Genomic DNA, 16,948 nt, shown 5'->3' with positions numbered 1-16,948 from the left:
GATCCCCGCCTACTGCCGCGGGGATGACGGGGTGCTCTGCTTAGTCATTCCCGCGCAGGCGGGAATCAGCCGAGGAATGTTCACGGTTTCAGTCGCAGATCCCCGCCACCGCGTGATTTGACCGATCGCGGCCGGGCGTCATGGGTAACGATCGCTCAAACAGGGCGCAGACCGCCGGCTGGTGGCTGACCGCCAGCACAATGGTATCCGGCAGCGTTTTTCTTAACTGCGCGAGCAGTTGAATAGCGGCGGCGTCGTCCAACTGGCTGGTGGCCTCATCCATACACAACAGCGCAGGACGCAGCAGCAATGCCCGCGCCAGCGACAGGCGCTGCTGTTCGCCGCCGGACAGCTCCCGGCTCCAGTTGGAACATTCATCCAGCCGGGCGGTCAGCGCCGGTAAGCCAACCTGTTTCAACGCCCGACGCAGCGAATCCGTATCCGGTATCTCTGTCTGCGGATAGCAAAGCACCCGGCGCAGCGTATCTTCCGGTAGATAAGGTTTTTGCGGCAGAAACAGCGCCTTGCCCGCCGGGAGTCGGTATTCACCCTGCGCGATGGGCCAAAATCCAGCCAGGGCGCGCAGCAGCGTGGTTTTCCCGCTGCCGCTGGCCGCAGCCAGCACCCCCCATTCTCCGGCTTTCAGGTTAGCGCTCAACGGCGCGAATAGCGGCCGTCCGTTCGGATGCCGCACGCTGAGCCCTGAAATAGATAGCTCGCTGCCTTGCCGGGGCGGTCTATTCGGCGTCGGCAACTGATGCAGATTTTGCTGAAAGGTCCACAGCCGCTCGATGGTGGCGGACCAGGCCACCAACTGGCGATAGGAATCGACAAACCAGCCGAAAGCGTCCAGCACATAGCCAAAGGCGGCTCTGGCCTGCATGATCGCCCCCAGCGAGATCTGGTGCGTCAGGTAGACCGGCAAAACGGCGAACACCGGGATCATCAGGCCGAGACGAAAATAGCTGGTGGTAAAGGTTTCCAGGCGGAACTCCTGGCTCATCAGCCTGCGCCAGTTGTGTACTATTGACTGAAAGCGCTGCTGCATCCGCGTTTGCTCGGCGTTTTCCCCCTGATAGAGGGCGATTTGCTCGGTATTTTCGCGCACCCGCAGCAGCGTGGTGCGGTAATCGGCCTCGGCGCGCTGCTTTTTCACGTTCAGAGCGTGCAGTCGGTGGCCGAAAATATGCGCAAAAATGCTGCTGACGAGCGCATAACCCAGCGCGATCCACACCAGATAACCATAAATGGTCACGCTGTGGCCGCCGATGCTGAAGGTCTGTACGCCGGATAGCCGCCATAGGATGACGATAAAGGAAAAAAAGTAGGTGATGTTTTGCAGCAGAGAAAGCAGCAGTTCCAGACTCTGCTCAATCAGCAGGCGGATATCTTCGGCGATACGCTGATCGGGGTTGTCCGGTTCGCCGCGCAGGCTAAGGCGGTAGTGGGCGCTGCGGGCCAGCCACGCCTGCTCGAACTTGCGCGTCATTTCAATGCGGCAACGGATAATCAGCTTTTTTTTCAGCCAGTTGTTGCAGACGATAACCAGCACAAACAGGGCGGTGTAACTGCCATAGCGCGCGGCGAGCGACAGGATGGAAGCGTGTTGAAAATAGTCTGCCAGCGCATCGAAAAAGTCTTTGCTCCAGTTGTTATACAGCACGCTGACCCACACGACGGACAGTCTCAGCGTAATAACGATCAGCAGCAGCAGCCAGCTAAGGGCGGCGCGGCGGGTAAACCAGAACGGGGCGATTAACTGGTAAAAACGTTTTAATGTCGGCATCAGGTTGGTAAACCCGTGGTCTGCCAGGGCAGGCCACGTTCTGTCGGTTAGTCGGAGTCAGATAATCAGAAGGTATATTTCGCCGTCAGCATAAAGTTGCGCGGATCGCCGTAATAGTTGTAACCACCGCGGTGACGGTTATTCAGGTTCTTGTAATAGACCTTATCGGTCAGATTATTGCCCACCAGATTAAAGCTCAGGTTTTTACTGTATTGATAGGTAATATTGGCGTTAACCAGCGTATAGCCGCCCTGGCTCAAGCCGAAGGCCCGGCCTGGGTAGGTCGAGGTGCCGGTCTGGGCGGTCAATCCCGCGCCGATGGTCCACTGATTGAGCTCGCCCGGCAGGTTATAGCTGCTGTACAGTTTAAACATATGCTTCGGCGTGCGGGGACTGAACTGCGCCGCTTTTTCGCTATCAGACGCTTCCAGGTATTTACTGTTGGTCAGCGTGTAACCGGCGCTCAACTGCCAGCCCTCGGCCAGTTTGCCGGAAATCTCCATTTCAACCCCCTGGCTGCGCACCTTGCCTTCGGCGCGGGAGCAACCATTGTCAGGGTTCTGACAAACGGAGCTGTCCGCTTCAGCGAGCGCCCGGTTGGCCTGAATAATACGGAACAGCGCCAGCGATGCATTCAGATCGCCGTCAAAGAATTCGCCTTTAACGCCGGTTTCGTAGTTGGTGCCGGTAATGGCGGGCAGTAGATTATTGTTTTTGTCTTTGGCGCTCTGCGGCTGATAGATCTCAGCGTAGCTCGCATACCAGGTGTAATTATCGGCGAAATCCCATAACAGCCCGCCGTAAGGGACAAACTGATCGCGGACGTGCAGCCGGCTGTGGTCTTTGTCGCTGTCGTTGCGCAGGTTATCGTAATAATAGTCGTAGCTGTAGGCGCTGTAGCGGCCGCCGAGGATCAGTTTCCAGTCATCGGCCAGTTCCAACCGGGTAGTGGCGAATAGACCGCGCTGATAAATATTATATTTTTCTATGTAGCGGCTATTGTAGAGGCTCATATCTGACCAGTCCGGCTCGGCAACCGAGTTCGGATTCCAGCTATAGATATTGACCTCTTTAAGGTTGCCGATTCGGCCAAATGTACTGTCAAAGTTTTCCTTTTGATAATCGCCGCCGAATACCAATTCATGATTGCGTCCCAACAGTTCAAACGGACCGCTCAGACTGAGGTTGTAACCCCATTGATCGCTTTTGTTGTCATAGTGCAGCGCATTGTTTAACCGGCTGGCGCCGGTCGCGGGATCGACGCCGGCGGTGCCATTCATAATACCGATATAGCGCTCTTTAGACGTCGCCCGGGTGTAGTTAAGCGCGCTCTTGAATGTCCAATCGTTGTCAAAGTGGTGTTCGAATTCGGCAAACGGATTAATTCTTTCAAAATTAATCCGGTTCCAGCTGGCGCCCAGGAAAGTCGAACGGGGAAGGTGCAAATCGCTTTTATCGGTGCCGAACGGCACGCCGTAAAGATCGGGCGTCACATCGGTTTTCTGCCAGTTAATACCGGTGGTGAGGGTGGTATCCGGCGTCATATCCCAGGCCAGTGTGCCGAATAACACCGTTCTTTCGCTGCCGACGTAATCCGTGAAACTTTGTCTATCCTGATACACGCCGACAAAACGGCCGCGCACGCTGGTATCGTCATTGAGCGGGCCGGAGATATCGGCTTCGCTGCGGTAGTTATCCCAACTGCCGGCGCTGACGCTGCCCGAGGCTTGAAAATCGTAGGTGGGTTTCTTACGCACCAGATTGACGGTGCCGCCCGGCTCGCCGCTGCCCTGGGTCAGGCCGGAGGCGCCGCGCAGCACTTCGACGCGATCGTAAATCGCCAGATCGGGGGATTCACTGCTCGACTGGGAGGCATTCATCACGCTGTTTTGCGACGACAGACTAACCCCGTCTTCCTTGATGTTATCCATGGCGAACGCGCGCGATTCGTATTTCACCTGAAAACTATTCTGATTTACCACATTGACGCCGGTGGTCTGGCTCATCGCCTCGTCCAGCGTGGTCATGTTCTGATCGTCCATCTGCTGACGGGTCACTACGCTGACCGACTGCGGCGTTTCGCGCGGCGACAGATTCAGCTGGGTGGCGGTGTTCATGCTGCGGGTGGTGTAGGAATGGGTGCCTTCGGTCATACCGTTACGGTTGACGTTGGCCACCACCACTATTTCATCGCTCTTGGGCGCCGGCTGCAACATATAGGTGTCGGCAGACTGATTGACCGCCTGTAGGCCGCTGCCGGCAAGTAAGGCGCGAAATCCCTCGTCCACACTGTAGTTTCCCTGTAACGCCGCCCCGGTCTTGCCGCTTGCCAAACCGGCATCGCCGACCAGATATACGCCGGACTGGGCGGAAAACTGGTTTAACTGATTGCTTAATGGTCCTGCCGGGATAGCGTAGGCTCGCGGCGCTTGAGCTTCCGCCTGCGCAATGACGGGCGACATAAGCAAGGGCGCGCCGCACAGCAGCAGCCGAACGGCGAGGGCGACGATTTTGGGCGCGCGGTCTGCGCCGCGCTCAGAGAAAAATGGTGTGATTGACATGGTGATCTTGCCTTCTGACCCAGAGTAAAAAGAGTGCTTTTATTGTGAATCGAAGGACGAGGCCAAAAGGGGAACCAAAATGATAACTTTTTTTATTTCCAGTATCGCAAGCGACGTTTAAAATCGTTCCGGCGATTTCAGCTTGCTGATAATATTCGATATATTTCCATTAATTACCCCCTCCCGGCCTCCCCCCTATCAGCTGTCTCTTATACACAAATGTAGGGGCTATGACGGGGTTTGCCGTTATCCGGCGTAAGAAATTATGCTGAGGAGATAGCAGGCTTAGGATGAGCCGCACGGACGCGGCGAAAGCTTGCGCCACGTATGGAACGTGTCGCAAGCGGTCCGTTAAGCCTGATACCGACGAAGGCATCGCGCAGCGACATAATTTAGCCGCAAGCCGGGGTTCATAGGGGGCTGGCGTCTGAGCCCCCTATGTCGGGCGCGAGCTGCGAGGCAGCATGAAAATAGCGGCATTGTGGCGCACGAAACTATCTCCAAGTCCGCATAAAAATGTGACTAAGAGACAGGGGAAGGGGAGGGGCGGTGTGGGGTTAGAACCATAAGGTTAGTCATCAAACTCAAATTTCTCCCGGCGATTTTTTATTTCTTCTCTACCGTTACCCACCAGGAGAAGCGGCGGTTGATCCGCACCGGGAACGCTTGTGCCAGCATCGTCAACGCTTTATCCGTGTCGGTCAGCGGAAAGGCTCCCATAACCCTCAGCGCCGCGATCTCCGGCTGGCAGGCCAGATAGCCGTGCCGGTAACGCGCAAGCTGCGCGATAACCTCGCCCAGCGGCATGTTATCCGCCAGCAGCAAGCCTTTTGACCAACCGGCGTCGGTTTGTTGGTTGGGCTGCAATGAGCCCTGACCCTGAAGATCGAAATCCAACCGCTGGCCGGCATTCACCCGACGCGGCGTTTGCGCCTGGCCGGCGGTGACTTCAACGGCACCCTCATAGACGGTAAGGCGCGTGGCGTCATTATGTTGCTCCACGCTGAAGCGGGTGCCCAGCGCCTGCATTTGTCCTTGTGCGCTTGAGACAAAGAACGGACGGGGATCGTGGGCGGTCTCAATCAATACGTCGCCAGACAGCAGCGCGATCCGCCGTTGTTGATTGCCGTAGTTTACGTTGATGGCGCTGGCGGTATTCAGCCAGACCCGCGTGCCGTCCTGTAAGCGAAGGTGTTTGATTTCGCCGGTGGCGCTATGGTGGTCCGCCGTCATAACCAGCGCTTTTTCGCGCAGCGGCGTATAGCGATAGGTCGCCCAGGATAAAAGCGAGCCGGCGCTCAGCAGGACCGCCAGTTTGAGCGCGCCGCGACGGTTTACTTCGGCGGGCGGATGCAGCAGGGCGTTGATGGCGGGTTGCTGGCCGTCGCCGCGTAAAGGCTGAAAGCGCTGACTGACCTTTTGCACATAGTCCCAGGCGTGACGGTTTTCCTCGTTCTCTGCTATCCAGCGGCGCCAGTGTTGGTAGTGTTCATGGTCTGGTTCAAGATCGCGCAGCTGCGCATACCATTGCGATGCCTGCTGTAATGCGCTAAAGCTGGGTTTACTCATCGTTTCCTGCATTGGCGGACGGCGTCATGGATTCCTGTTCGGCTTCCAACAACACGCAATGTAACATAGCCTGCGCCATGTATTTTTTCACCATCCGCTCGCAGACGTGTAATTCAGACGCGATTTCCCGGTAGGTCAGCCCCTGGATCTGCGCCATCACAAAGGCGGCGCGCACCTTTTCCGGCAGCGTGCGCAGCATGGCGTCGACCTGATACAGCGTTTCGAGGATGATGTTACTGTGCTCCGCCGATAAGACGACGGTTTCCGGCTGGCTAGCCAGCGAATTCAGCCAGGCGCGCTCAATTTCCCGCCTGCGCCACAGGTCCACACACATTCCCTGCGCCATCACGCTCAGGTAGGCTCGCGCCCCCGCATGGCTATCGAATTGACGCGGCTTGATTAGCAAACGCAAAAAGACATCCTGCGCCAGATCGGCGGCATCGCAAAAGTCACCCAGCCGTTTACGCAACAGCCCCTGTAACCAGCCGTGATGTTGGTGATAAAGCTGATTGATATCCGCTGCGGTATCAATAGGGACTGATGACATGTCAATAACCTGAAAGCAAAACAGCAAGGGAAAGTAAGATCTATGTCACAAATTTTATTTGAGAATGATTTTTGTTTCAACCGATTGTGTGAAATAAGAGCAGATAATCGCTGTTTTATTATCCTAAAGGCAGCGCCATGATGATGGCATCTTCGCGACCGGCGGCGGTAGGGTAATAGTCGCGCCGCAGCGAGACCTCGTTAAAACCCAGGCATTCATACAGCGCGATGGCGCCGGCGTTCGACGCGCGCACCTCCAGCCACAGCGTGAGAATGTCGCGTTTTTCCAGTTGCTGAATCAGATGCTCCAGCAGCTCGCGTCCGATACCGCGACGTTGATGAGACGGATGTACGGCAAGATTGAACAGCGTGGCTTCATCCAGCACCGTTTGTGTGATGGCGTAAGCCACCATCTGTCCGTCGCGGCTGAGTTTAAGGTTGAAGTAACGCTCGCCCTGATTGCCGGCAAAGGTTTTTTCGCTCCAGGGAAACGCGTGGCTGGCTTGTTCAATCTGCAAGGCTTGCGCCAGATCGGCCGGCGTCAGGGGTGATATCACGTTCATGGTCACATATCTGCTGCCAGAGCGCCCGTTTGGCGTCGGCGTTGTGGTAAAGCTCGGTCAGTGCCGGGCTGGTGAGTTGGACGCCTTCCAGCGCAAGCGGTTCATCAATGCCTAGCCGCCAGCTATGACAGCGGGTTTTGGCGGGGAGCATCTCGACCTGTTGCGGCGTTAGGCTATAGGCTTGATCGGGCGTGAGCGCCAGGCTGCGCAGGACATCGGCCAGCAGCGGTTCATCGTTGGCCGGCGGTTCGTTCGACACAATAACCAGGCGAACCTGGGCGGGCAGACTGACGGCGATTTCGCCCTGCAACACGGCCGGGCGCTTTAGCGTCCACTGCGTAATATCCAGTTGCTGCAGCAGCCAGTCACGTCTTGATGTCATGCGTTGTCTCGTTTGGCCCAGGTTTATGTCGCGCTATGCTAGCAAACTCATCGAACATGCGCCAACAAAGCACTATAATCGCCGCTCGATTATTGAGGAGCTCCAATCTGATGTCCGCATTAACTCCAGCCAGCGAAGTCATACTGCGCCATAGCGACGAATTTATCTTACGCCGGGTTTTGTTTGCCGGCGATCTGCAAGACACCTTGCCCGCGCGGTTTGAGGCGGCTGATGTTCGCGTCCACGCCACGCAGTTTCACCATTGGCAACAGCTGAAAGGCGCGCTGGAGAATAACGTTCGGTATGGTCTGGTGGCGGATGCCGAACTGGCGGCGGATTGCGATACGCTGATCTATTACTGGCCGAAGAGTAAACAGGAAGCGGAATTCCAACTGCGTAATCTGCTGTCGCTGCTGCCGGTTGGTTGTGAAATCTTTGTGGTGGGTGAAAACCGTAGCGGCGTACGCAGCGCGGAAAACATCCTGGCGGATTTCGCCGCCTTGACGAAAATCGACAGCGCCCGGCGCTGCGGGCTTTACCACGGGCGAATCGAAAAACAGAGCGCCTTTAACCTTGACGACTGGTGGGATGAGTATCTCATTGAGGGCGTGACGGTGAAGGCGCTGCCCGGCGTGTTCAGCCGTGACGGACTGGATCCGGGCAGCGAGTTATTGCTTTCGACCTTTGAACCGCATATGAAAGGCAAAGTGCTGGATATCGCCTGCGGCGCCGGCGTATTGGCCGCCGTGCTGGCGAAACAGTCGCCTAAGATCCGTCTGACGCTCAGCGACGTCAGCGCCGGCGCGCTGGCTTCAAGCCGGGCGACGCTGGCCGCCAACCAGCTGGAAGGCGAGGTTATCGCCAGTAACGTTTACTCCGATATTAGCGGCCGCTTTGACCTGATCGTCTCCAACCCGCCGTTTCATGATGGTTTGCAAACCAGCTTACAGGCGGCGGAAATGCTGATTCGCGGCGCGGTTTCCCATCTGCCGATCGGCGGACAGCTACGCATTGTCGCCAATGCGTTCCTGCCTTATCCGGCGCTGCTGGATGCGGCGTTTGGCAGTCATGAGGTGCTGGCGCAGACGGGACGCTTTAAAGTCTATCAGGCTACCGTAGGCCGTCCGCCGCGGCCGGCCGGCAGAGGCCGCCGTTAAGATCGACGGCTCGCCCCGACGGTCTATCCTTGCGGCAGGTTCGGATAGCGCAATCCTGTCGCGATGGATTGGCCGCCAACTTAGCGGTTGATTGTTAGCGGTTGATTGTCGCCATGCCTTCTTCGCTGTAGCGGTCGCCTGCCGCGGCATTGAAGGGAAAGATGGCTTCAATGGCGGCCAGATCGTCCGCCGTCAGCGTGACGTCCAGCGCGCCGACGTTCTCTTCCAGATAACGGCGACGTTTGGTTCCCGGAATCGGCACGATATGTTCGCCCTGCGCCAGCACCCAGGCCAGCGCCAGCTGTGACGGCGCAGCGCCTTTTTGTTCCGCCAACTGATTGACTTTCTCCACTAATTGCAGATTTTTAGCGAAATTATCGCCGCTAAAGCGCGGATTGTGACGGCGGAAATCATCGGCCGCCAGATCGCCGGGACTGCGGATGGCGCCGGTCAGAAAACCGCGGCCTAACGGGCTGTATGGCACGAAACCCACGCCAAGACGCTCACAGGCGGGCAGAATCTCCGCTTCCACATCCCGCGTCCACAGCGAGTACTCGCTTTGCAAAGCGGTGATGGGATGAACCCGGCAGGCGCGCTCCAGCGTCTCGGCGGAGGCTTCGCTTAAGCCGATATAGCGAATTTTCCCTTCCTTGACCAGATCAGCCAGCGTGCCGACGGTTTCTTCAATCGGCACCGTCGGGTCGACGCGATGTTGATAGTAGAGGTCGATCTCTTCTACGCCCAGCCGTTGCAGGCTGCCTTCAATGGCGTTGCGAATATATTCCGGTTTCCCGCAAACGCCGCGTTCAACGTGATTGTCCGGGTTACGTACGATACCGAACTTGGTGGCGAGGAACACCTGTTGGCGCTTGCCTTTAATGGCTTTGCCAACCAGTAACTCATTGGTGTGGGGGCCGTACATATCGGCGGTATCAAGCAGGGTGACGCCCAGTTCCAGCGCCCGGTGCAGGGTGGCGATAGATTCCTTTTCATCCTGCGCGGTAAAATAAAAATCACTCATTCCCATGCAGCCCAGCCCAATGGCGGAAACCGATGGGCCATTAAGACCTAGTTGACGTTGTTGCATTGTCTCGTCCTCATGTTGATATTGCGTGCCAGAAGAGTGTGGTTGTTTATCGGATAAAGATAAATAACGCATTTCATGCAACACTATTCAAAAATCACCAACAATGGAGGCGTGATGGATCAGATTCAGGCGATGCGTATTTTTGTGCGAATTGCAGAACTGGGCAGCTTCAGCCGTGCGGCGGAAATGCTGTCGCTGCCGCGCGCGACGGTCAGCCATACCATTAAACAGCTGGAATCTCGTTTGGGCGCGCGGCTATTGCAGAGAACCACCCGACAGGTGCAGATCACCGATGAAGGCCAGATTTATTATCAGCGCTGTACCCAACTGTTGGCGGAGATTGAGGAAACGGATGCGCTTTTTACGCAGCATCGACGGCAGCCGGTGGGCAATGTGCGGGTTGATATGCCCCACTCGCTGGCGCGTGAGGTGGTGATCCCCGCATTGGGCGAGTTTTACCAGCGTTATCCGCATATTACGCTATCGCTGAGCGCCAATGATTCGGCGATTAATGTTGTGCGCGAGGGCGTGGATTGCGTACTTCGGGCCTGGCAGGTGACGGATGATTCGCTGGCGACTCTGCATTTACCGGCATTGCCGCAAATTACGTGCGCTTCAGCTCGTTATCTCGCCGAGTTTGGTATCCCTGCATCGTTGGACGATCTCTCTTCGCACCAAATGGTCGGCTATTTTTCGTTGCGTAGCGGGCAGCGCTATCCGCTGGAATTTATGCATAACGGCGAGCGCACTATCCATACGCTGCCCAGCAAGCTGGACGTGAGCGGCGTCGATGCGTACATTGCCGCCTGTCGCGCCGATTTAGGGCTGATTCAGGCCACGCGAGCGGGGTTGCAGCGCTGGCTGGATAGCGGCGAACTGGTTGAAATCATAAAAGATATGCCGCCGCCGGACATGCAGTTTTATGTGATGTATCCGCCCGGTCGTTTCCTGGCGCCGAGGATCCGGGTATTCATTGAATGGCTGAATGAACTCTTTACCCGGCCGCCATCCGCTCTGCGGTGATGATTTTTGCAGCAAACCCCGTATTCCAGAGGAAATAATCATTGACCTTGACGCTAAAACCTCTAGAATTCGCCCCCGTGGTGGCATTGCGTCAGGTAATGTTGCTGGATTGCGAAGGTGGCGGAATTGGTAGACGCGCTAGCTTCAGGTGTTAGTGCCTTAACGGGCGTGAGGGTTCAAGTCCCTCTCTTCGCACCAACATCACCACGATCGTGTTGCACGATAACCATTTGTATCGCACGGCATTACTGCGAAGGTGGCGGAATTGGTAGACGCGCTAGCTTCAGGTGTTAGTGTCTTAACGGACGTGAGGGTTCAAGTCCCTCTCTTCGCACCATGCGGCGATACAGGTTGATTAGCGGTAAGTATTCGGTTTTATCTGTGCGAAGGTGGCGGAATTGGTAGACGCGCTAGCTTCAGGTGTTAGTGCCTTAACGGGCGTGAGGGTTCAAGTCCCTCTCTTCGCACCAATCTTTCTCCCTTGCTTTTCCTTTCCTTTATTACTCCTTTATTGTGTTACCCCAGCGTTAAATTGAACATGACGGACAGTGCCGCCAGTCCGCCGGCTAATGCGATGCATGACGGCAAAAGCAGATAATGGCGCAGGCGATGGTGGAATAACATCACCAATGTCGCCAGCAGCGCGATAGCGATAATCACCTTCAAATGCATCAGGTTGATATCCAGCGCGGCCAGTATCGGCATGATGGCGCCGGGCAATAAGATCCCCCAGGCGCTCGACAGATGTTTTCCCATACACCAACTCAACCCCCACAGACCACACGCGGCAACCATCGCTGTCAGCATTTTGTTCTCACCAGATATGATAATGATAATTAATACCATATAAGAACTTATGCTAATTGCCCGTTTTTGGCAATGGCTGCGTTTCGGGGAGGAAAGCGTATGGTCCGGTTGGTTTTCTTAACGCTTATTTCGCAACATTTGTATCATATTCATGATGATAGGCGAGTTTTCGTGCTGGCGCCAGACCATGGTTATCCGAGTATTCAGGCGGGCGTCGTCTATCGTGTGGTACGACACGCGATTCATCTTGATGCAGGACAGAGACTTAGGGATGATGGTAATGCCAAAGCCGGCCGATACCATGCCGATAGTCGCTGTTAGCTGCGACGCCTGCTGGCCCAATTTGGGCTCGTATCCGGATAAATAACAGGCATGGAGGATCATATCGTGCAAGCCGGGGCACACCTCCCGGGGAAACATAATCAACGGATCGTGTTGCAGTTCGCTCAGATGAATATGCCGCTTGTAATGCAAGGGATGATCGTCGGGCAACGCTAATTTCATCGGCTCTTCGACCAGCACCTCACTGTTTAATTCGCTGTTGACATCGCTCGGCAGGCGGAGAAACGCGACGTCAATATTCCGGTTACGAAGCCCGGTGACCAGATTCGGGGTATTTTCTTGTCGAGGGGTTAACACCACGTTCGGATAGCGCTGGCGATAGGCATGCAGTAGCCGCAGTACCGCGGGGTGAAAGGATGATGAAGCGGAAAAACCGACGTTGAAATAGCCTTCTTCGCCCCTGGCGACGCTTCTTGCCCTGTCAACGGCCGCATCCGTGAGCTTCAGGATCTGGTTTGCATCTTCATACAACACCTTCCCTGCTTCCGTCATTTCAACCCCGCGCGTGAGTCTTTTGAATAACGGCGTTCCTATCTCATGTTCCAGTTTTTTGATTTGTTGGCTTAGGGGCGGTTGCGAGATGCCCAGCTTGTCTGCCGCCCGCGTGAAATGTTTTGCGGTGGCGACTGCAACGAAATAGCGCAGGTAACGAAACTCCATTAGCGCGGCTCCATATCTTTCCGATCTTGAAATGACGATATTTGTATATTGGAAGTTTATCAACATTAGCGCCAATCTATACGCAAGAATTAGAAAAATTTAAGTAATACACAGTTGAAAGAGACGGAATATGAAAGAAGATACTGGCGTCTGCCATTGTGCTGAAGAGATTGCGGCCTATGCTCTCGATCATCAGAAGCACCATTCTGATTGCGTTATTTATCAAACCTCACTAATGAGTGGGCTAATTAATGGCGTGTATGAAGGTAGCCGGACGATGGCGGAGTTGCTGGAACATGGCGATTTTGGATTAGGAACGTTTAACAATCTGGATGGTGAATTGGTCGCCTTCAACAGCAATATTTTCCAACTTCGCTCTGACGGCAGCGCACGCGCCGCCAGGCCAGATCAGAAAACGCCATTTGCGGTAATGACATTTTTTAAGCCGACGGAAGAGATCCATTGCAGCAGCAAAATAGATCGGCACTCGCTCCATCAAAAAATCGATACGCTCATCGGCACAGACAACCTGTTCTGCGCGCTAAGAATCGACGGTCAATTCGATTACGTTGAGACGCGTACCGTACCTCGTCAGGAACGTCCTTATAAACCGATGCTGGAGGCCATTGCCCAGCAGCCGACGTTCCACTTTGAACACTGTCAGGGAAGCATTATCGGTTTCCGTAGTCCTGCCTATACGCAGGGTATCAATGTTGCTGGTTATCACGAACATTTTATTACGGAAAGTCGAGAAGGTGGTGGTCATATACTTGATTATCAAATGAAAAGTGGTGTTCTGACGTTTGGGGTGATTTCTAAACTGATTATTGATTTGCCTCAGGATCGGGATTTTCTCAGCGCCAATCTGTCACCGGAAAATCTCGATAGCGCGATTCAGTCAGTGGAAGGCTAAGTCACAACAAGCCTTGAGTCATCTTGGAGGAGTGAGACAATGGAAAATTCAACGGCTCAGCAGAGCTGGAACTGTGGTGCGGCCCTGGTGGTAAAACATCTGGAGCAGCAGGGGGTTAAATACGTATTTGGTATTCCGGGCGCAAAAATCGACCGCGTATTCGACGCACTGGAAGATTCGCCGATACAAATGATACCAGTACGACACGAAGCCAACGGCGCCTTTATGGCGGCCGCTATCGGGCGTTTAACCGGCAAGGCCGGGGTGACGCTGGTAACCTCCGGTCCGGGCTGCTGTAACCTGGTTACCGGGATGGCGACGGCGACGACGGAAGGCGATCCCATGGTGGCGATTGGCGGCGCGGTTAAACGTTCGGAAAGTCATAAGCTGACGCACCAGAGTCTGGATACGGTTAGCCTGTTTCAGCCGGTCACCAAGTTCAGCGCTGAAGTTAAAGCGTCGTCGGCGATTTCCGAAGTGCTGGCGAATGCGTTCCGCGTTGCCGAAACGGGCCATCCGGGCGCCTCTTTCATCAGCTTGCCGCAGGATATCGTCAACGATCCCGTTACCAGCGCGGTGCTGGTGCGCCCGGATCTGCCGATGTTGAATGCCGCGCCCCATGCTGATATCGAGAAAGTCGCCCGGATGATCCAGCATGCTAAAAACCCCGTTCTACTGCTGGGATTAATGGCGAGTCAGCCTAACAACGCCGAAGCGATACGGCATTTGCTGCATAAAAGCCAGCTTCCCGTCACCAGTACCTATCAGGCGGCCGGCGTGGTAGACCAGCAGCATTTCGATCATTTCGCCGGGCGCGTCGGTCTGTTTAATAATCAGACCGGCGATAAATTGCTGCAGCAGGCCGATCTGATCATCACCGTCGGTTACAGCTCGGTGGAATACGATCCGGCGCTGTGGAATACGGGTAAAGCGGCGCTGGTGCATATCGACGTGCTACAGGCCAATATTGACAGCGCCTATCTGCCCGATATGGAACTGGTGGGGGATATCGCGGCCACCATCGACTCTCTGGCTCAATGCATCTCCGCACCTTTGCCGCTGTCGTCGCAGTCGCAGATTATTCTGAGCGATCGCTGCCGGCAACGTCACGACCTGGCGACGCGCGGTATGGATATGCGCGGTTTCGCTATTCATCCGCTACGTCTGGTCAGAGCCATGCAGGATATTGTCAATCATGATGTGACGCTGTGCGTGGATATGGGCAGTTTCCATATCTGGCTGGCGCGCTACCTGTACAGCTTCCGTGCGCGGCAGATACTGATGACCAATGGTCAGCAGACGATGGGCGTCGCTTTGCCCTGGGCCATCGCCTCGTCGCTGATTCACCCCGGTCAGAAAGTGATTTCGGTTTCAGGGGACGGCGGCTTTATGCAGTCCAGCATGGAACTTGAAACCGCCGTGCGCCTGAACAGCAATCTGTTGCATATTATCTGGGTGGATAATGCCTATAACATGGTTGAGATTCAGGAGCAGAAAAAGTATCACCGCTCTTCCGGCGTTAAATTTGGTCCGATCGATTTTAAAGTGTATGCCGAAGCGTTCGGGGCAAAAGGGTTCGCGGTCGAAGCGGAGGATGAATTGGTCAGCAAACTACGACAGGCCATGGATACGCAGGGGCCGGCAGTCATCGCCATTCCGGTGGACTATTCAGACAATCAGCGTCTGATGGAAGATCTGAATATCAGTCAGCTGATATAAAATATGCCGCTTTCCAGACTGTCGACAAAGCAGACTGGGTAATACCGACCCCAAATCCTTCACTCCCGCGTAGGCAGGCATCTTCCTGCTATCAATCCACTACCTGAAAGTCGATCCCCGCCTGCGCGGGGATGACGATGAAAAGAGGGAGGTAACCGCTTTTGTCCGGCGTTGACGAAAGCGGTTACTCCCTATCTCAGCGGTGTTTTCCGCGCTACCGTATGCGTTGCCGGGCTGGTACGCTGAATGTTGAATAAAGGTTTACTATAAACTGAATTGAAAACAGTCGGTAACACGGTAAATAGGAAGGGATATCACCATGCTGATGAGGTCTACCAGGCGGATGATTAAACGCTGTGCGGTTATTTTTATCGTGGTGGCGGCGACATTACTGGTTATTCGTATTTATGACACGCAACGCGGCCCGGCTCTGGCGCCCTGGCATACGTTTGTACCGGATGAACTGTCGGCGGACGAGCTGGATCGCGCCGACTGGCCGGCCTACCTGCGCGCCGAGGAGACGATTTTCCAGCAGGTCAATCAGCATGTGACCCAGGAACTGGATGACGATGAGCAGCGGCCCATCAACCGTTATTTTTCCGGCAGCCCGGTGTATCCGGGCAAGTTTCAGCATGACTGGAATCGTTCTTACGAACTGATGCCGGAAGGGGCGCCAAAAGGCGCGGTCGTGCTGCTGCACGGACTGACGGATTCGCCCTACAGCCTGCGGCATATTGCCGAACGTTATCGCCAGCGCGGTTTTGTGGTGGTCGGCATTCGCCTGCCCGCTCACGGTACGGTGCCCGGCGCGCTGACGGATACCCACTGGCGGGATTGGCTGGCGGCCAGCCGTCTGGCGGTGCGCGAAGCGGAGCATCAGCTGGCGCAAACGTCAGGCGGGCCGTTACCGCTGCATATTGTGGGCTTTTCCAACGGCGGCGCGCTGGCGCTGAAATATGCGCTGGATGCGCTGGACGATCCATCTCTGGCGCGGCCGGAGCAGCTGATCCTGATATCTCCGATGATCGGCATTACCAGCTACGCCCGCTTTGCCGGATTGGCCGGGCTGCCGGCGGTATTCCCGGCGTTTGCCAAATCGGCATGGCTGGGCATCTTGCCGGAGTTTAATCCGTTCAAATATAACTCGTTTCCGGTTAACGGGGCCCGGCAGTCCTGGTTATTAACCCACGAACTGCAGAGGCAGCTTACCCGTAAAGCGCAGCATCATGCGCTGGAATCATTGCCGCCGGTGCTGACTTTTCAGTCCGTGATGGATTTCACGGTGAGCACTCAGGCGGTGATTTCATCGTTTTATAATCTCTTACCGGCAAACGGTAGCCAACTGGTGTTGTTTGACGTGAATCGCACCATCAATTTTGGCCCCTTGCTGCGGAATTCGGCGGATCGTGCCGTCAGCCAACTGCTGCCGCCCGCGCCGCGCCACTATGACACGACGGTGATTACCAATGCGGCGCCGGACAGCGCGCGTGCCGTCGCTTTCGATGTAAAAGCAGGAGAAACGCAGGGCAGCGCCCGCGCGTTGGGAATTGATTATCCGCGCGATGTTTACTCGCTATCGCACATCGCCTTGCCTTTCCCGGATAGCGATTCCCTGTATGGCCGTTTTTCGCAGAATCCCGGCGAGTTTGGTTTGCCGCTGGGCACAATCGCGGCGCGGGGAGAACGTTCGGTGCTGGTCGTGGATCTGGATACCTTACTGCGATTGTCCTCCAATCCGTTTTTTCCCTATTTGATACAACGTATTGAAGGAAAGATCCCGCAATAGCCAGCGTTATTTCATCGTCAATAAATTTGTCAATCGGCCAGCCCTCA

The 16,948-nt window shown here is 55.5% G+C and carries 14 protein-coding genes and 3 tRNA genes; 8 read left to right on the top strand and 9 right to left on the bottom strand.

Translation table 11 applies throughout. The features are described 5' to 3' along the window. Positions 1-88: 88 nt before the first annotated feature. The 6 genes from ACN28R_RS15460 to ACN28R_RS15435 all read right to left on the bottom strand — a co-directional run bounded on the left by ACN28R_RS15460 (position 89) and on the right by ACN28R_RS15435 (position 7,407). Positions 89-1,786 carry an ABC transporter ATP-binding protein/permease gene (locus ACN28R_RS15460; protein WP_095834871.1) on the bottom strand — a complete coding sequence of 566 codons (1,698 nt, stop codon included), beginning with the start codon at positions 1,784-1,786 and terminating at the stop codon, positions 89-91. Positions 1,787-1,851: 65 nt separating this feature from the next. Continuing rightward, the gene (locus ACN28R_RS15455; protein ID WP_095834870.1) at positions 1,852-4,347 is read right to left on the bottom strand and encodes a TonB-dependent siderophore receptor; all 2,496 of its coding nucleotides are present in this window, start codon (positions 4,345-4,347) and stop codon (positions 1,852-1,854) included. Between the two features lie 606 nt (positions 4,348-4,953). Then, positions 4,954-5,916 (bottom strand): FecR domain-containing protein, encoded by a 963-nt coding sequence (locus ACN28R_RS15450; RefSeq protein ID WP_095835824.1) that lies wholly within the window; start codon positions 5,914-5,916, stop codon positions 4,954-4,956. Continuing rightward, positions 5,909-6,463, bottom strand: a complete 555-nt coding sequence (locus ACN28R_RS15445; protein ID WP_095834869.1) for a sigma-70 family RNA polymerase sigma factor — start codon at positions 6,461-6,463, stop codon at positions 5,909-5,911. The genes ACN28R_RS15450 and ACN28R_RS15445 overlap by 8 nt, the downstream gene beginning before the upstream one ends. A gap of 118 nt (positions 6,464-6,581) precedes the next feature. After that, on the bottom strand, positions 6,582-7,025 hold the full coding sequence (gene rimI, locus ACN28R_RS15440) for a ribosomal protein S18-alanine N-acetyltransferase (protein WP_048636239.1): 444 nt from the start codon (positions 7,023-7,025) through the stop codon (positions 6,582-6,584). Then, positions 6,970-7,407 (bottom strand): DNA polymerase III subunit psi, encoded by a 438-nt coding sequence (locus ACN28R_RS15435; RefSeq protein WP_095834868.1) that lies wholly within the window; start codon positions 7,405-7,407, stop codon positions 6,970-6,972. The genes rimI and ACN28R_RS15435 overlap by 56 nt, the downstream gene beginning before the upstream one ends. 110 nt (positions 7,408-7,517) lie before the next feature. Here ACN28R_RS15435 and rsmC point away from each other — a divergent pair, with 110 nt between their 5' ends. Further along, positions 7,518-8,564 (top strand): 16S rRNA (guanine(1207)-N(2))-methyltransferase RsmC, encoded by a 1,047-nt coding sequence (gene rsmC, locus ACN28R_RS15430; RefSeq protein WP_095834867.1) that lies wholly within the window; start codon positions 7,518-7,520, stop codon positions 8,562-8,564. Between the two features lie 94 nt (positions 8,565-8,658). Here the strand turns inward: rsmC and ACN28R_RS15425 are convergent, their stop codons facing one another. After that, positions 8,659-9,651: an aldo/keto reductase gene (locus ACN28R_RS15425; protein WP_048636236.1), complete on the bottom strand. Its 993-nt coding sequence runs from the start codon at positions 9,649-9,651 to the stop codon at positions 8,659-8,661. A gap of 114 nt (positions 9,652-9,765) precedes the next feature. On the opposite strand from ACN28R_RS15425, the gene ACN28R_RS15420 reads away from it, so the two are divergent. From ACN28R_RS15420 to ACN28R_RS15405, 4 genes are all read left to right on the top strand, one after another. Next, on the top strand, positions 9,766-10,674 hold the full coding sequence (locus ACN28R_RS15420; protein WP_095834866.1) for a LysR family transcriptional regulator: 909 nt from the start codon (positions 9,766-9,768) through the stop codon (positions 10,672-10,674). Positions 10,675-10,785: 111 nt separating this feature from the next. Further along, a tRNA-Leu gene (locus tag ACN28R_RS15415) sits at positions 10,786-10,872 on the top strand. A 52-nt stretch (positions 10,873-10,924) separates the two neighbouring features. Further along, positions 10,925-11,011: transfer RNA gene (locus ACN28R_RS15410), tRNA-Leu, on the top strand. Positions 11,012-11,057: 46 nt separating this feature from the next. Beyond that, positions 11,058-11,144: transfer RNA gene (locus tag ACN28R_RS15405), tRNA-Leu, on the top strand. A 46-nt stretch (positions 11,145-11,190) separates the two neighbouring features. On the opposite strand, the gene ACN28R_RS15400 is transcribed toward ACN28R_RS15405, so the two are convergent. Both ACN28R_RS15400 and ACN28R_RS15395 read right to left on the bottom strand, forming a co-directional pair. Next, the gene (locus ACN28R_RS15400) at positions 11,191-11,481 is read right to left on the bottom strand and encodes a DUF1435 domain-containing protein (protein WP_048639668.1); all 291 of its coding nucleotides are present in this window, start codon (positions 11,479-11,481) and stop codon (positions 11,191-11,193) included. Positions 11,482-11,598: 117 nt separating this feature from the next. Continuing rightward, positions 11,599-12,483, bottom strand: coding sequence for a LysR family transcriptional regulator (locus ACN28R_RS15395; protein ID WP_048636234.1), 885 nt, complete (start codon positions 12,481-12,483; stop codon positions 11,599-11,601). 130 nt (positions 12,484-12,613) lie between these two features. Between ACN28R_RS15395 and budA the strand changes: the two genes are divergently transcribed. The 3 genes from budA to ACN28R_RS15380 all read left to right on the top strand — a co-directional run bounded on the left by budA (position 12,614) and on the right by ACN28R_RS15380 (position 16,901). Then, on the top strand, positions 12,614-13,396 hold the full coding sequence (budA, locus tag ACN28R_RS15390) for an acetolactate decarboxylase (protein ID WP_048636233.1): 783 nt from the start codon (positions 12,614-12,616) through the stop codon (positions 13,394-13,396). A 39-nt stretch (positions 13,397-13,435) separates the two neighbouring features. Beyond that, entirely contained in the window at positions 13,436-15,115 is a 1,680-nt protein-coding gene (alsS, locus tag ACN28R_RS15385) for an acetolactate synthase AlsS (RefSeq protein WP_095834865.1), read from the top strand. A 319-nt stretch (positions 15,116-15,434) separates the two neighbouring features. Continuing rightward, entirely contained in the window at positions 15,435-16,901 is a 1,467-nt protein-coding gene (locus ACN28R_RS15380; RefSeq protein ID WP_183096760.1) for an alpha/beta hydrolase, read from the top strand. Positions 16,902-16,948: the final 47 nt, after the last annotated feature.

Source organism: Brenneria goodwinii, assembly GCF_002291445.1.
GTDB classification, from domain to species: domain Bacteria; phylum Pseudomonadota; class Gammaproteobacteria; order Enterobacterales; family Enterobacteriaceae; genus Brenneria; species Brenneria goodwinii.
This window is presented reverse-complemented; position numbering and strand designations above follow the sequence as displayed.

Excerpts from the sequence above, each read along its gene's own strand:
- ACN28R_RS15460 (WP_095834871.1), bottom strand. The coding sequence starts at position 1,786 with ATGCCGACATTAAAACGTTTTTACCAGTTAATCGCCCCGTTCTGGTTT.
- ACN28R_RS15455 (WP_095834870.1), bottom strand. The coding sequence starts at position 4,347 with ATGTCAATCACACCATTTTTCTCTGAGCGCGGCGCAGACCGCGCGCCC.
- ACN28R_RS15450 (WP_095835824.1), bottom strand. The coding sequence starts at position 5,916 with ATGAGTAAACCCAGCTTTAGCGCATTACAGCAGGCATCGCAATGGTAT.
- ACN28R_RS15445 (WP_095834869.1), bottom strand. The coding sequence starts at position 6,463 with ATGTCATCAGTCCCTATTGATACCGCAGCGGATATCAATCAGCTTTAT.
- rimI (WP_048636239.1), bottom strand. The coding sequence starts at position 7,025 with ATGAACGTGATATCACCCCTGACGCCGGCCGATCTGGCGCAAGCCTTG.
- ACN28R_RS15435 (WP_095834868.1), bottom strand. The coding sequence starts at position 7,407 with ATGACATCAAGACGTGACTGGCTGCTGCAGCAACTGGATATTACGCAG.
- rsmC (WP_095834867.1), top strand. The coding sequence starts at position 7,518 with ATGTCCGCATTAACTCCAGCCAGCGAAGTCATACTGCGCCATAGCGAC.
- ACN28R_RS15425 (WP_048636236.1), bottom strand. The coding sequence starts at position 9,651 with ATGCAACAACGTCAACTAGGTCTTAATGGCCCATCGGTTTCCGCCATT.
- ACN28R_RS15420 (WP_095834866.1), top strand. The coding sequence starts at position 9,766 with ATGGATCAGATTCAGGCGATGCGTATTTTTGTGCGAATTGCAGAACTG.
- ACN28R_RS15400 (WP_048639668.1), bottom strand. The coding sequence starts at position 11,481 with ATGCTGACAGCGATGGTTGCCGCGTGTGGTCTGTGGGGGTTGAGTTGG.
- ACN28R_RS15395 (WP_048636234.1), bottom strand. The coding sequence starts at position 12,483 with ATGGAGTTTCGTTACCTGCGCTATTTCGTTGCAGTCGCCACCGCAAAA.
- budA (WP_048636233.1), top strand. The coding sequence starts at position 12,614 with ATGAAAGAAGATACTGGCGTCTGCCATTGTGCTGAAGAGATTGCGGCC.
- alsS (WP_095834865.1), top strand. The coding sequence starts at position 13,436 with ATGGAAAATTCAACGGCTCAGCAGAGCTGGAACTGTGGTGCGGCCCTG.
- ACN28R_RS15380 (WP_183096760.1), top strand. The coding sequence starts at position 15,435 with ATGCTGATGAGGTCTACCAGGCGGATGATTAAACGCTGTGCGGTTATT.